Annotated in this window: 11 protein-coding genes; 6 read left to right on the top strand and 5 right to left on the bottom strand. The window is 69.5% G+C overall.

Annotated elements, in window-relative coordinates; genetic code table 11:
* Positions 1 to 1,155, top strand: a complete 1,155-nt coding sequence (locus ON31_RS06010; RefSeq protein ID WP_029923796.1) for a serine/threonine-protein kinase — start codon at positions 1 to 3, stop codon at positions 1,153 to 1,155.
* A gap of 82 nt (positions 1,156 to 1,237) precedes the next feature.
* Here the strand turns inward: ON31_RS06010 and ON31_RS06005 are convergent, their stop codons facing one another.
* The 3 genes from ON31_RS06005 to ON31_RS05995 are packed head-to-tail and all read right to left on the bottom strand — an operon-like array spanning position 1,238 to position 4,682.
* Positions 1,238 to 2,242 carry a Rossmann-fold NAD(P)-binding domain-containing protein gene (locus ON31_RS06005; RefSeq protein ID WP_039810152.1) on the bottom strand — a complete coding sequence of 335 codons (1,005 nt, stop codon included), beginning with the start codon at positions 2,240 to 2,242 and terminating at the stop codon, positions 1,238 to 1,240.
* Entirely contained in the window at positions 2,239 to 3,651 is a 1,413-nt protein-coding gene (locus tag ON31_RS06000; RefSeq protein ID WP_039810150.1) for an aminotransferase class I/II-fold pyridoxal phosphate-dependent enzyme, read from the bottom strand. The genes ON31_RS06005 and ON31_RS06000 overlap by 4 nt, the downstream gene beginning before the upstream one ends.
* The gene (locus ON31_RS05995; protein ID WP_039810148.1) at positions 3,648 to 4,682 is read right to left on the bottom strand and encodes a helix-turn-helix domain-containing protein; all 1,035 of its coding nucleotides are present in this window, start codon (positions 4,680 to 4,682) and stop codon (positions 3,648 to 3,650) included. The genes ON31_RS06000 and ON31_RS05995 overlap by 4 nt, the downstream gene beginning before the upstream one ends.
* 426 nt (positions 4,683 to 5,108) lie before the next feature.
* On the opposite strand from ON31_RS05995, the gene ON31_RS05990 reads away from it, so the two are divergent.
* Complete coding sequence (locus ON31_RS05990; RefSeq protein WP_051036912.1) at positions 5,109 to 5,552, top strand: hypothetical protein; 444 nt, start codon at positions 5,109 to 5,111, stop codon at positions 5,550 to 5,552.
* Here ON31_RS05990 and ON31_RS05985 read toward each other — a convergent pair.
* Positions 5,502 to 6,143: a response regulator gene (locus tag ON31_RS05985; protein ID WP_039810146.1), complete on the bottom strand. Its 642-nt coding sequence runs from the start codon at positions 6,141 to 6,143 to the stop codon at positions 5,502 to 5,504. The two genes, ON31_RS05990 and ON31_RS05985, sit on opposite strands and share 51 nt — an antisense overlap.
* A 70-nt stretch (positions 6,144 to 6,213) precedes the next feature.
* Complete coding sequence (locus ON31_RS05980) at positions 6,214 to 7,566, bottom strand: ATP-binding protein (protein ID WP_081592262.1); 1,353 nt, start codon at positions 7,564 to 7,566, stop codon at positions 6,214 to 6,216.
* Between the two features lie 251 nt (positions 7,567 to 7,817).
* Between ON31_RS05980 and ON31_RS05975 the strand changes: the two genes are divergently transcribed.
* From ON31_RS05975 to ON31_RS36515, 4 genes are all read left to right on the top strand, one after another.
* A complete protein-coding gene (locus tag ON31_RS05975; RefSeq protein ID WP_438804749.1) occupies positions 7,818 to 9,110 on the top strand; it encodes a lipase family protein in 1,293 nt (430 codons plus the stop codon).
* 253 nt (positions 9,111 to 9,363) lie between these two features.
* Complete coding sequence (locus tag ON31_RS34505; RefSeq protein WP_051036910.1) at positions 9,364 to 10,014, top strand: MspA family porin; 651 nt, start codon at positions 9,364 to 9,366, stop codon at positions 10,012 to 10,014.
* Between the two features lie 81 nt (positions 10,015 to 10,095).
* Positions 10,096 to 14,085 carry a WD40 repeat domain-containing protein gene (locus tag ON31_RS34500; protein WP_051036909.1) on the top strand — a complete coding sequence of 1,330 codons (3,990 nt, stop codon included), beginning with the start codon at positions 10,096 to 10,098 and terminating at the stop codon, positions 14,083 to 14,085.
* A gap of 72 nt (positions 14,086 to 14,157) precedes the next feature.
* Positions 14,158 to 15,250 (top strand): PspC domain-containing protein (locus ON31_RS36515; RefSeq protein ID WP_157533602.1); only part of this gene is annotated, 1,093 nt, incomplete at its 3' end.

The raw sequence follows: 15,250 nt of genomic DNA, 5'->3' as shown, positions 1-15,250 counted from the left end.
ATGGTTTTCCGCTACCCTGCACCCGTGACCGAACGCGCCCGTCCCATCGTCGGCCCCGATTACCTGGTGGCCGGCCGCTACCGCCTGCAGTCCAAAATCGGCGGCGGCGGCATGGGCGCGGTGTGGCTGGCAACCGACCGCCTACTCCACCGCGACGTCGCCATCAAACAGGTGCTCACCACCGCCGGACTGAGCGAGGAGCAGGCCGAGGCGGTGCGCAACCAGATCGTCCACGAGGGCCGGGTGGCGGCCAAGCTCTCGCACGAGCACGCCATCGCCGTGTACGACGTGGTGCTCGAGGCCGGTGAGCCGTGGCTGGTCATGGAGTACCTGCCCTCGCGCAGCGTGGCCAAGGCACTGGCGCTGGTGGACCGGCTCTCCCCCATCGAGGTGGCGCAGATCGGCGCGCAGGTGGCCGACGCGCTCGCGGCCGCGCACGCCGCCGGAATCACGCACCGCGATATCAAGCCCGGCAATATCCTCGTCGCCGACCGCGGCGACGAGGTGGGCATGGTGAAGCTCAGCGACTTCGGCATCTCACGCGGTGTCGGCGACGGCATGGACGATCCCGATGTCATCACCGGCACTCCCGCCTACCTGCCGCCGGAGGTGGCGCGCGGGGCGCAGCCGACCAGCGCCAGCGATGTGTTCTCCCTCGGCGCGACGCTGTACACCGCCATCGAGGGCCAGCCGCCCTACGGCTTCTCCGACGACAGCGACGCGGTGGTGCAGCGGGCCGCCATGGCACAGATCATTCCGCCGGAGCGCACCGGACCGCTCACCCAGGCCCTGCTGCACATGATGGAGCCGGCACCGCAGCGCCGCCCCACCATGACCGAGGCCCGCAACGAGATCCTCACGGCCGCATTCGGTCCCGGCACCGCCCCCTACATTCTCGGCGCGCCCGTGCGCACCGAGGACGGCACCATCCCCGCCTGGGCCGCTCGCAACTCCGCCGCGGGCCTGCGCAGCCCGCACTCCACCCCGCTCCCCCGCCCGCCACGCACCCAAACCGCCGCTCCCGCAGCGGCACAGCGCAAGCCGAAGGGCATCGACTTCGCCAACCTCGGGCCGAACGCAGGCCCCCTCGCGGTGGCCATCGGCCTGCTCATCGGCCTGCTGATCATCATCGTGATCCTCGTGGCGGTGATGTAGCCCCTGCACAACGGTGCCGTGCTCGGTCAGCACGGCACGCGCGGGCGGTGGCCGCTACGACCAGGCATCCCGGCGACCGGTCCTAGAGGTGCGGGGCGGAGCCCAGGAGTCGCAGGATCATGGCGGAGGTGGCCGCGCCGTACGCCACGCTGGCCGCGCGGGGCTGTGCGGCCGGGTAGTTCGAACGGTGGGTGACCACAACGCCATTGGCGAGAGTGGTCGTGGTGTCCACACGGGTCGCGACGCAGTTGCCGCCCGCCTTCGCCGCGAGATCGACCACCACAGCACCCGCACCCGCACCCGCACCCGCACCCGCACCCGCACCCGCACCCGCACCGAGAGCGTCCAACGCGTCGGCATCGAGCAGCAAGGGCGCGCGGTCACCACGGTGTACGGCCGCGCAGCAGATCAGGTCCGGGGCTTCGCGTTCGATGTGGTCGCGGATGCGGTCCGGGCTCGTGTCCGGCACGAATACCCCTGCGCCGCAGGCGAAGGCGGCGGCCCCCTGCTCGGCGCGGTTGCCGAAGACCGTCGGCTTCTCGTCACCGTGGTCGACGGCCGCGGCGACGGCGGCCAGCCCGGCCTGCCCGCAACCCAGGATCAGGACACGCAACGGCCGGTCCCGGGGCGACAGCAGTTCCCGCCCTTCGGCATAGGCGAGCCGCCCGGCGAAACGGCTCATGGCGGAGAGCGCGTCGTGGGAGGCGGGCGGGTCGATGCGCGGTACGAGTTCGAAAGCCACCGAGTCGATTCCGCGCCCCCGCAGGGCGTCGATCTCGTCCCGGCGGGCGATCGGATCCTGGAATCCGACCAGCCGCATACCCGGACGCAGCGGCATCGAATCCAGTTCGAAGGCGGGCTTTTTCACCCAGGCGACCACGTCGCAACGACCGAAGATCGCCTGCCGGTCGGCCACGACGCCCGCACCGGCCGCCGCGTAGTCGGCGTCCGCGAACCCGGCCCCGAGTCCGGCCGAGCGCTCCACGACCACCGCGACGCCTGCCGCCACCAACCCCCGAATATCGTGGGGAGTCAGCGCGACCCGCCGTTCCCGGGAAGCCGTCTCGCGCGGTACGCCGACGATCACGATGCCGCCGCGAACTCGGGCAGCTCGGGCAGCCCGCGCCCGGCCAGCACCTGCCCGTAGGTCAGCCCGGCCACCATATCCAGCACCAAACGCTCGATCCGGTCGAACAATTCGTCCAGCAGGTCGGCGGACTCACTGCCGGGAGCCTTGCGCGGCGCGAGCACATTGAGCCGCACCCCCAGCCGCGGCGACCCGGTGCGGTCCAGGGCCACGCTGTCGATTCCGGCGGCGGCCAACAGCACGTCCTCGAGCTGCGCACTGCTGTGCACCCCGGCCGATTCCAGGATCGCGCGGTCGAAGACCACGCTGAGGAACATGCCCTGCAAACTGCCGAGCGGACGCAGCACCGGCACGCCGACCCGGGCGTTGAGTCCCTCGATCCGCACCCGCGCCCGCTCCAGTTGCGCCCGCATTCGCGCCCGGTTGGCCGTGAAGTACTCCTCCCCCGTGTGTTCGAGGGTGGCGCGCACCAGATGGGTGGTCTCCCGCTGGAAGGCGATGGTCAGCCGCTCCCTGACCTCCCGCAGCCACACCGCGTCACCGGTGCAGGCCGCGCCGAACTTGCAGGGCCCGAAGGCGTTGTAGCCCTTGGAATTACCGGTGACGGTCAGCACCCGGTCGTACATCCGCCGCACTCCGTCCGCGCCCGCGACCCGCACCGCCGCCAGCGGGATGTGCTCCACCAGCCGGTCGAAGGCCATATCGCAGATGACGGGCACGTCGCGCTCCAGCAGCACCCGCCCGATCTCGCCCAGCTGCTCGGCCGAGTAGTCGGCGACGACCGGATTCCCGGGCAGCGTGAGCAGCACGCCGCACAGCCGCCCCTGCGCCGCGTAACTGTCCAGGCAGCGCGCCAGCGCCTCCGGGTCGATCCGGAACGCGTCGTCGGCGGTGGCGGGGCAGGTCACGATGGCCAGCCCGTACTTCTCCACATGGATGCTGGAGCTCTTGTAGAACCCCTCGGGACAGACGATCACCCCGCCGGGCCGCGCCAGCGTGGCCACGGCCTCCTCCAGCAGCACCGTGCTCGAATAGGGGCAGACCACGACCTCTTCGGGCCGCACCCGCACCCCGGCCACCTCGGCTGTGGGCTGCCACAACCGCCCGAACAACTTGTCGGCGGCCAACTCTCGCAGAATCATGGGCTGGCGTTTGTCGTACAGCACCCCGTCGCGGTACTCCGCCGGGCGTTCCAGCCGCAGCAGCTCGTTCCACGCGCGGTCCAGCGCCGCGACGGCCTTGGCGTCCGGGGCCAGCCCCGTCTCCCCGTGGTAGGCGTCGATGACCTCCGGATAGATCCGCCCCTCGGTTCCCGGAAACCACTGCGCCGCACCCAGATACCGCCGCACCTCGCGCTTGCGCTCCTCCGAGCGGCTGGTGCGGGCACCCAGTTCGAACCGGTGGTTCACCACCGATCACCCCGCGGCGCTTCTCCGGGTGCGGGTAGCTCACGCCATTGCCGTTCCAGCGCTTCCCGGAACAGCTCACGGCAGCCGTCGTCGGTGAGCCGCTCGTAGCGGGCCAGCTCCGGGGTGGCGACGATATCGTTGACGGTGATGGCCGACCCTTCCCGGGCGAGGTCGTAGAGCTTCTCGAACCGCTTCACCGCGAATTCCACATCGTGTTTGAGCGCGGAGAAGCGGGTGGCGACGCGCGCCTGCCGGGAGTAGTCGTATTCCCCCACGGCCACATAGCGTTCGTCGACCACCAGCATGCTCTGCGCGTTGCGGGCGTGTTCGCGCTTGACCAGGATGCTCACCACGCCGGCGCGCGCCTGCCGCCAGAGCTTGTCCTCGTAGGGCACCACATCGTCGATGCCGTCGAGCACGTACATGCGCCGCACATCCCGTCCGGCGTCGGCGAGCCGCAGAATGGCCTGGTGGTAGTCGTCGCCGACGTCGCCGCCGATGGTGCCCAGATCCGCGGTGTGGATGGCGCGCACGGAGTGGACGGCCTGGTCGAGAATGGTGAGCCAGTCCAGCACCGTGTTCCACTCCCACACGGTGGCGCTGCGTGAGGGTATCTGCGCCAGAATCTCTTCCGCGCGTTCCAGTTGCCGGTCGGCGATGAGGCGCAGCGGTTCGATGTCGTCGCGCGCGCCCGCCGCGTCGATGAGGCGCTGGGCGATGCCGAGGGCGCGCTCCACCAGTTGCGGATCCTTGCCGAGCAGCACGTTGAACCGCATGCGCAGCTCGTAGTACTCGCTGCCGACGGCCTCGCCGGGCTCGGCCGGGCCGGACATCGGAAGTTCCTCTCCCAGTGCCAGACTCAGCCGCTCCCGCAGCGGTAGCGGCGGGATGCGGGTGCCGTTCTCGATCTGCTGGATGAGGCTGCGCGAACAGTCGGCCTTGGCCGCCAGGGACGCCTGGGTATAGCCGCGTTCGATACGCAGGCGGCGTACCAGCTCGCCAATCCGCTCGCTGTCCGAGGGCCGGGTCATCGGGCGCCTCCTGTCGGTCGCCCGGAATTCGCGTGCACACAGAGTGTCACGAGGCGACATTCTAATCACGATGTGTCATCGGTTGTCGAGTGATGGATGTTATGCCCTCTCACCTGGAACTTCGTGCGGCACACCGCCGTAGCCCCCGATATGGGTGACACGCGATGCACGGTAGCTCACCCGGCTTTCGGCGGTGTTCTTCCGCTCCCGCGCGCTGCGCACCGGACAATTGACAGCCTACTCGCGCCGAAATCCATTCCTATTGCCTAAATTCGAGCAGAAATGCTTATCAAATATCATCACAAGTCACTAAAGCTTTATTGACGTCCCGAAGTGGCGACTCTTAGCATTTAGGTACGGCCCCACCCGCGAAACATCCACGCCAACAAGCCAAGTCACGAGCACCTTGAGCAGGAGGCGAGCACCATGACACTCCGGATCACCGACTGGTCGATCACCAGCGACCTCACCCCGGAAATCGCGATCTACGATCCGCGCGGCAACGGCTGGACCCTGAGCTGGTTGCCCGGCCGCTTCCTGACCAAGGTGCAGGCGATGAGCGGAATGGCGCTCGACGAATTCCTGGGCGACTTCGATCTGGCCACGGCGGCCGCCGGAGACACGCCGACCGAGGACGTGCTGCTCGCCTTCGAACTGGCCGCGGCCCGCGCCGAACACCTCGGAATCAGCCTGGAGGAGGCCGTCGTTCGGCTCAGCACCCAGATAGTCCAGCGGGATCGGCGGCACCACGCCACCGGTTCGCGCAGCATCCTGCCCGCCGAGCGGAGGGGACCCGGCGGGCAGGATGGCGCGTGCCGCTCAGTCGATGCGCCGACGATGCGCCCAGCGGGTGAGGGCGTTGCGGTTTGACTGCTGCGTCTTGCGCAGCACATTGGAGGCGTGCGTCTCCACGGTCTTCACCGAGATGAACAGATTCTCGGCGATCTCCCGATAGGTGTAGCCGCGCGCCAACAGGCGCAGCACCTCCAGCTCACGCGGGGTGAGCGAATCCAGTTCCGGATCCAGCGGCGGCTCCGGAACCTGGGACCGGCCGGTGAAGGAGTCCAGCACGAATCCGGCCAGCCGCGGACTGAACACCGCGTCGCCCCCGGCCACCCGGCGAATCCCGTCGGCCAGTTCCGGCCCCGAGATGGTCTTGGTCACATAGCCGCGCGCCCCCGCCCGAATCACCGCGATCACGTCCTCGGCCGCATCGGAGACGCTGAGCGCCAAGCACACCGGCCCCGCCTCGATCCCCTGCAACACCGCGACACCGCCGCCGTCGGGCATATGCACATCCAGCAGCACCACATCCGGGGTGCTGGCCTTGATTCCGGCGATCGCCTCGGCCACGCCACCGGCCTCGCCGACCACCTGCATATCGGTTTCCCGGCTCAGCTCCGCACGCACCCCGGACCGGAACACGGCGTGATCGTCGACCAGAAAAACCCGGACACTCACTGCATCTCCTCACGCTGCCAGCGGATCGAACCCACCCACATCCGTACCACACGCTGCGCCGATGCGGCGGTCAGCGCCGACCCTCCACGGTCGCGTCATAGACCACCCGGCCGTTCGGCGACTCGGCCTCCGGCTCCGCGCCCGATACCGGCTCCTCGGTGCGAACGACCAACCGCTCGTCGGCGCCGTCCTTGCGCGGCATGAAGATTCGCACCTCGGTCCCGCGGCCGGGCGCGGATTTCACCTCGACGGTGCCGCCGCGCCGCTCGATCCGGCCGTGAATGGATTTCGCCAGGCCCTGCCGGTCGGCGGAGACGCCGTCCGGGTCGAACCCCTTGCCGCGGTCACGCACGAAGACGCTCACCTGATGCGGTTCGACCTCCGCGAACAGGTCGATGGCCGGGACGCCCGCGTGTTTGGCGGCATTGACCAGTGCCTCCCGGGTGGCCCCCAGAATGGCGGTGAAATGCTCCTTGGGCAGCCCGCTGCCGCTGTCGTCGAGATCCATGGTGACATCGCCGACGGTCACCGGCGTGACCTTCACACCGTGCTGGTCCTCCACCTCACCGGCGATGGTGCGCAGCGCCGCGGCCAGGCTGGAATGTGCGGGCCCGGTGTCGTCGAACAGCCATTTGCGCAGCTCTCGCTCCTGGCTGCGGGCCAGCCGCACCACCTCCTGCGGATTGTCGGCCTGCCGCTGGATCAGGGCCAGGGTCTGCAATACCGAATCGTGCAGATGCGAGGCGATCTCCTCACGCTCCTCATTGCGAATGCGGGCGGAGCGCTCGTCGTTGAGCGCGCGCATCATGCGCAGCCACAGCGGCACCGTGAGCAGTCCTGCGCCGATCAGGGTGACCGCCACCGCCAGCAGCGCCGAACCGAGCGAACTCAGATCGATGCGCGCCAACACCACCACGCCGAGACCGACGACGATGAGGGTGGCCCCGCCGACGATGCGCGCCCAGGTCACCACCGACGCCTTGGCGGGCAGGCCGAGGACCGAGCGCGGCCCGTCCTCGTCGAATTCGCGCCACACCAGCGCCGCGCCGACGGCGACCACGATGATCGGCCCGATCACCTGGGCGGCGGTCCCACTGAACACCCACGCCATGGCCACCGACAGCGCCAGCCCGAGCAGCGCCAACCCGATCCCCTGCCGCCGCTCCCGCGCCGACGGCGGAGTGTCGTCCCCGCCGCCCGGGGTGAAGATCCACAGCAGTCCGTACGCCAGGATCCCGGCCCCGGCCAGCGCGGACAACAGCACGAACGCCATCCGCACCTTGAACACGTCGACACCGAGGTGATCGGCGAGCCCACCGGCCACCCCGCCGACGATCCGCCCACCGGAGCGCCGCATCAGCCGCGGCACATGCGCGACGGGCTGCCCCTGGGCAGGGTCGAAGAAAGGCACCGGCGGGTACATGCCTTCGATACTGGCACGCACACCCGACACCACGACATCCGGAAACACCCGGATTCACACCCTGAGGCCGGGGGGCTTGTGCACATGCACAGTCGGATCCGTCCACCCTCGGCGGTCTGCCGATAGCGCATTGCTGTCATTTGCTGTGAGCTGGCAACTGACCGCCGAGTAAGTGTGATCGGCGATACGAGCAACGACGCTGGAGGACCCAAGTGAGCAAGGCGCGCCTGCGCCGACTCGCCGTGATGGCGATGTCGGGGCTAGTGGCGGTGAGTGCGGCGGGGACGGCGGTCGCCGAACCCGGATATCCGACCTTCCCGCCCGACCAGAATCAGCTGCCGCAGCTGCCGTCCGAACCGGAGCTGTACGACCTGCTGCCGATTCCGGTGCCGGAGGAGGATCCCTGGTACGACGATCCGGCGGATATCGCCTCCTACCAGCCCGGACAGATCGTGCGCTCGCGCGAGGTGCAGACCCGGATCCTGGGGATTCCGTTCCCGGTCTACACCAAGCAGCTGCTGTACCGGTCCAACGACGTGCACGACAATCCGATCGTCACCGCCACCACCGTGATCGTCCCCGGCATTCCGTGGGTCGGCAGCCCGCGCCCGGTGGTGTCCTTCCAGGAGGCGATCGACTCCACCGACTCCTCCTGCAATCCGTCCTACACGCTGCGGACCGGGACCATGAAGGAGGCCGCGCTCGCCCAGTACTGGCTGGCGCAGGGCTTCGCCATCAACGTGCCCGACTTCGACGGCAAGTTCAACACCTTCAACACCTATGCCGAGGGCAAGATGGTGCTGGACAGCCTGCGTGCCATGAAGAACGATCCGGGCCTGGGCCTGACCGATTCCGGCATCGCGCTCTACGGCTACTCCGGCGGCGGTTCCGGTTCCATCCGCGCGGCGGAACTGCGCGCCACCTACGCACCGGATGTGCGGATTCTCGGCACCACCATCGGCGGCACCCCGGCCGATCTGGTGGGCATCGCGCGCTACGCCACCCAACCGCAGCCGGGATTGACCGGCACCAGCAACTTCACCATGTGGCTCGGCATGGCCAGCCTGGCCCGCGAATACCCCGACGTGTTCGACCCGAAGGAGCTGCTCACCGAGGAGGGGCAGCGGCTGCTCGCGGACTTCCAGGACCGCTGCTACGCCACCATCGCATTGACCGGCTCGTACCGCCCGATCAGCGCCTACTACCAGCCGGGCAAGTCGCTGGAGAATTCGCCCGCGGTGCTGGAGGTGCTGCGGGACAACAGCCTCGGCAAGTACATCCCCGATACGCCGGTGCTGTGGTGGCACGGCCTGTGGGACGAGCTGATCCCGCCGTCGGTGGTGATCCCCACCGTGAACTCGTACTGGGAACGCGGCGCGGACCTGCGCTTCTACACCGTGCCCGTCCCCGAGCACATCACCAACGCCGTGACCGGATGGATTCCCGCGGTCGCCTGGACCAGCGCACTGCTGCGCGGCCTGCCGCCGGGCCCGAAGTTCAAGGCCGATTTCCAGCCGCTGCCGCCCGGCTTCCCCGGAGGCTAGCGCACACCGCGGCGTGAATCGCCACCCTCAGGCGGCGAGGGTGGCACAGCGGTTGCACGCCGGATTCACTCGACCCCGAAGCGATCCTGTCCGGTCCGGACAACTCATTCCGCCTCTCCCATCAGGGGTTTCACAGTCCGGACCGTAGCCGACCACAGCATCGCCCCAGGCTCCCTCCCTACGTTCTTCTCAGAGCCACAACGGCTCCGGCACTCGCGGATCGCCACGGGTGCAACAGGTTCGGGGAGGAACCATGAATATCGAGTCCGTACTCATCGCCGCCGTCATCGCGACCGGAGTCACCGTCGCCGGGCCGTTCGCGGCCACCGCCGGAGCCGGGGGGCTGGCGCCGCACGAGAAGACCACCGCCGTACCCGATGGCATGAGCGTCACCGTCGGACACACCGACAGCTGGTTCCATCCGGTGGCGCCGCTGAACGGCATGCCGACCAACCGCGAGGTGTACCTCACGAACACCTCCTACGGGCGGGTCGAGGGCGGCACCGGAACCATCCACACCGGGTGGCTCGTCGGCTGCGCGGTCGACCTGGACGTGACCTTCGACATCGACGCGAGCGCAGGCGTGGACGCCGACCTCGGCATCGGAGTCAGCGCCAACGCCCTCACCGGGGTGACCCCGCACGCCAGCGCGGGCATCACCCCGCGCATCGGCGGTGGCATGGGACTGCATCTGTCCATCACCCCGGGCGAGATCGTCACGGTGGAGCGCGGTTCCAAGGAATTGCCGCCGGGCAGCACAGGCTACATCGTCGACCGCGACTACCGCCTGACCGTACAGAACTGCGGCGGTCCACTGACCGTGCAGTCGTACACCATCGTCGAGGCCACCTCACCGGAGGCCGATGCGGCCGACTGGGTCACCGGCGACCCGATCGTGCTCTGACCGGCTACGCCGGGGGCGGCGGCGCGGTATCCGCGCCGCCGCTCCTCGCCGATTCCGCTGAACGACAGTTACATTGACTCCATGCTCGTGGGGGATCGATCGAACGGCGGCGGGACCGGCACCGATCCGGAGATCCGGTCACCACGAGCACTGTTCGCACATCGATTCGCCGAATTGTACGAGGCGGCAGGCAATCCGACGCTGCGTCGAGTCGCCGCCGCCAGCGAGGCCCGCATGCGCGCCGCCCAGGGCCGTCGCGGGGGCGGCGTGTCCGCCCAGCGCATCAGCGATTGGAAGGCGGGCCGCAATGTTCCGGCCCGCTTCGAATCCCTGCTCCCGGTGGTGCTCACCCTCATCGACCAGGCCCGCGCATCCGGTGCGCCACTGCCCCAGCCGCTGGCTGACCCCAAGGAATGGCAGCGGCTGTGGCGCGCGGCGACCACCTGGAATCCGGAAGACGAGGCCGAAACCTCCTGCCCTTATCCGGGATTGACCTCCTACAGCCTCGCGAACCGTGGGCTGTTCTTCGGCCGCGCCCGCGCCACCGCCGAACTCGTCGAACTGGTGCGCACCCACCCGGACCTGATCGTGGTGGTGGGCGCCTCCGGAGCCGGGAAGTCGTCCCTGCTAGCGGCCGGTCTCGTTCCCACACTCGACGATTGGGAGATCACCACCCTCACCCCGGGGCCACACCCGCTCACCGTGCTGCGCGAAGCGCTCGACACGCTCCCGACCACCGGTACGGCGGCGGCCGAGTGCGCATCGAATCACGCAGCGTCCGAACCAGTTCCGGAACCACCCGCGTCGGACCGCACGACACCGCGGCACCTGCTGGTCGTGGACCAGTTCGAAGAGGTGTTCACCACCTGCGCCAGCGAATCCGAACGCCAGGAGTTTCTCGACGCCCTCGCCGACCGGGCCGGACACGGCACAACGGTGGTGGCGCTGCGCGCCGACTTCTACGCGCACTGCCTCAGCTACCCCGTCCTGCAGGACGCGCTGGAGCAGCGCGGCTACCTGCTGGGGCCGATGCGGCTCGACGAACTCGCCCAGGCCGTCACCGGACCCGCCCGCGCTGCCGGGCTGGAACTGGAGCCCGGCCTGGAGGAACTGGTCATCACCGAACTGTGCGGCGTCGGCGAGCACGACCGCCGGCGCGGCTACGATCCGGGCGCACTGCCCCTGCTCTCCCACGTCATGGCCGCCACCTGGCAGCACCGTGAGGGCCGCAAACTCACCGTCACCGGGTACCGCAAGGCGGGCGGTGTAGTCGGCTCGGTCGCCGCCACCGCCGAAGACGCTTGGCGGGAGCTGTCCGAACCGCAGCGGCACGCCGCCAAGGACATCCTGCTGGGTCTGGTCACGGTGGGCCAGGACGCGCACGACACCCGCCGCCCCGCCCGGCGCCCGGAACTGCTGGCCCGGGCGGCCGACCGCGAAGACGCCACAGCCGCACTGGAACTCCTCTCCCGGACCCGCCTGATCACCCTCGACGCCGACGCGGTCACCCTCACCCACGAGATCGTCCTCACCGCCTGGCCCCGCCTGCACGCCTGGATCGACGAGGACCGCGTCGGCTACCTGATCCGCCAGCGTCTGGAGTCCGATGCCGCGGAATGGGCGGCCCAGCATCGGGATTCCTCGCTGCTCTACCGGGGCACCCGCCTCCGGCACGCACTCGACAATGCCGACCCACCGCCCGTCGGCGACCTCGCCCGCGAATTCCTCACCGCGTCCGAGGTCTCCCGCGCACACTCCCGCCTGCGGACCACTCGCACCAAAGCCGCGCTGGCCGTGCTGGGCGTCGTGCTGCTGGTGGTCGGGTTCGCGGCGTACACCCAGATGCGCCTGGCCGATCAGCAGCGCGATGAGAAGAACTTCGCCGCCGTGCTGGCCGAGGCCGACCGGCAGTTCTCCCTGGACCCGTCATTGGCCGCCCAATTATCACTGGTGGCACGACAATTGCGCCCGAATGACGCCGGGGTGGGCACCCGCCTGCTGCGGACTCAGGACCTGCCGTTGGTGACCGTCAGCCCGGCTGCCGACAGCCTCCTGGTGAAGCAGGTGCGGTACCGCCCCGGCGACTCGGCGCTGGCCTCGCTCGACGCGGCCGGGGTGCTGCGTTTCTGGGACGCCACCGAACAGCAGCGCCCCCGGCCGACGGCGCGCACGATCGAGCAGGTCTCCGGCTTCACGTTCAGCCCCGACGGCGCGCTCATGCTCACCACGGCCGAGACCGCACCGGCGCGTCTGTGGGATGTCGACGGACCCGGCGCACCTCGTGAAATCGGCGTTCTCCCCGACACCAAGGGTCGGATACTCGCGGCCGAGTTCGTCGGCGACGGCCGCACCGTGGCCATCCTCACCCCCTACGACCTCGAACTCTGGGATGTGGCGGATGCCGCGCTCGCCGTTCGGAAGTCGGTCCTGCCGTTGGGCACCGGGCGCTACGGCTCCATTCAGCAGTTGCTGCGCTACGGCCCCGGCAGCCGCATCCTGGCGACGGTGAATCTGGAAGAAGGCGACCAGCTCGTCCGGCTCTGGGATACGACCGGCTCGGGCCGTGCGGTGCCGGTAGGTGAGTTCCGAGGCGCGACACTGACCGTCACCGACCTCGCCTTCGATCCGACCGGCACCGTCATCGCGGTCGGCGGCTACGACGCGGTACCCGATACCGGCGGACACACCGCCACCGTCCGGCTGTGGGACATCGGCGATCCAGCACACCCGCGAGCCCTCGGCCTGCCCCTCGATATCGAGGACGACACCGTCAACGCGCTGGCCTTCAGTCCCGACGGCCGCACGCTGGCGACCGCCGGCATGGAAGGCACCGTGCTGTGGAACGTCACCGCCGCCGCATCGCCGATCCGATATCCGCACCGTCTCGTCTCGAACACCACCAGCTGCCGGTATCGCGAGGTGTCGACGCCCTGTGTCGACGGCCCCACCGACATCGTCTTCGCCCCCGATGGCCGCACCCTGGCGACCGGCGCGGTCGGGCGCATCGAGACCTGGTCCTTGCCACCGGCCCGGCTCGACGGGCATGCGGGCGTGGTCGCTCCGCCGCTGTTCGATGCCTCGGGCGATCGGATGGTGAGCGTCTCGGCCGACGGACGGATCCAGGTCTGGGACATGCGGGACGGACAGCCGCCCGCGTACCGCGGCGACAGCAGGCTCGACGGCCGCGACTTCGACGCCGCGCTCACTCCGGACGGCCGCACCCTGTTGGTCACCTCGTTCTTCCCCCCGGCGGGCTACGCCATCGACATCTCCGATCCCGCGCGCATCGGACGGCCGGTACCCTGGCGAATGCCGGATCCACTCTACGACCTGGCGCTCTCCCGCGATGGGAAGATCATGGCGTCGGGTGAGGGGGAACGGATCCGGTTGTGGGATCTGGCCGAGCGCTTCCACCCCGTCCCCTTCGATCGAGCCATACCGAGCGGAAACAATGCGAGCTCGATGGACTTCAGTCCGGATGGCACGACACTGCTGCTCCAGCATCCGCCGGTCTCGGTCGACGGTGACTTCACCATCGGCCGGTGGGACGTCAGCGATCCCGCCCGACCTCGATACCTGGACGATATGGTCCGGCAGCACGCCGGAATGTCCAACTTCGCCAGCTATTCCCCCGACTTCCAGCTCATGGCGACCACCGACTCCGAATCCGTGCAACTGTGGGATATCAGTGACCTCGCGAAACCGGTCCGGATCGGCGAACCGTTCGTCGCCCATCCGCTCTCGACCCGCACCATCGACTTCTCGGCCGACGGGCGCACCATGATCACCAGTGATTTCCGAGGTGCGATCCAGCTGTGGGAGCTGAGCGATCCCGCGCACCCCCGACGCCTGGGCGAACCGCTCGTCGAATCGGGCCAGCCCTGGCTCAGCTCCCTGCACCCGAGCGGCCGTTTCGCCGTCGCGACCGATGAGGACGGCGCACTTCGCGTCTGGGACTTGGATATCGAGCATGCCGTGGATCGCGTCTGCGCGGTCACCGGTGAGCTGTGGACCCCGGAACTCTGGCAGCGGTACCTGCCGCAGCTGCCCTACGACCCGCCCTGTGCCTGATCCGGGAGTTCAGGCCCTTTTTCAGGGTGAACCCCGATGCGGCTGAGCGGCGGGCGGCGCGACGATGGGACCATGAACTCAGCGAGCGACTGGTCCAGTGGCGCCGGACGGGGCAGCTTCAGCGATCAGCTTCATCATCTCTGGCAGACCCGGCCGGTGCGAATGCCGCGGCAGGGGCCGATCGCGGGCGTGGCCGCCGGATTCGGGCGGCGGTACAACGTCGATCCGGTACTGGTGCGGGTCGCCTTCGTGATCTCGGCCTTCTTCGGCGGCGCGGGCATCGTGCTGTACCTCGCGAGCTGGGTGCTCATGCGGCAGGAGGGGGACGAGGCATCGGCCGCCGAATCGCTGTTCGGGAAGGGTCGCAGTTCGCAGTCGCACACCAAGACCATCGTGTTGATGGTGGCGCTGGGTATCGCGATCATGACCGCCGGACCGGTCGGCACCGGGCTGGGCGGCTCCGGACTGATCAGCTTCGCGCTCATGCTGGGCGGCTGGTGGCTGCTGTACCAGCGGCAACCGGAACCGCCGGTGGGGAGCCTGGATTCGGGATTCGCCGCCACGGGGTACCCGACGAGCACCGGATACCCGGGGACCGCCTTCCCCGGCTCGCCGCAGTGGACCGGATATCCGGGCACCACCTCACCGTACGGGCCGTACACCACACTGCCCGACCACTACGAGCCCGACCCGGCGCGGCAGGCCGCCGAACTGCGCACGGAACCGCCGGTGCGCGAAGATGATTCGACCGCCACCGACGTGCTGCCCAGGCCCGCCGGGAACACCGGGCCCGGACAGCCCGAGGCGGACCGGACGCCCTCGGCAGCCGACGGCGACCCGACCCCGACCGTCGAGTTGTCCAAGGGCGGCCCCACACCCACCGCGAAACTACCCACCGCGGATTCGACTGTGCCCGAGGGCGATCCGGCACCGGCCGAGGCCCGCACCGAGGTGCTGCACGTCGACGGCGACGTGGTGGAATCGGTCATCCTGCGGAAGGAGGGCGCGACCGTCACCGACGAGCCCGCGAACCCGGATGATTCGACCCCGCGCGCAGACCGGGACGACACACCCGGTCCGCGTCCGGCCGACGACCCTGCCCTGCACCGGATTCCGTCCGCCTCGGAGCCCGAACGTCGCGTCTACGGTCCCGCCCCCATCTCCC

Origin of the sequence: Nocardia otitidiscaviarum NBRC 14405 (genome assembly GCF_000308635.1) — a bacterium.
In the GTDB taxonomy this organism is placed as follows: Bacteria; Actinomycetota; Actinomycetes; order Mycobacteriales; family Mycobacteriaceae; genus Nocardia; species Nocardia otitidiscaviarum.
This window is presented reverse-complemented; position numbering and strand designations above follow the sequence as displayed.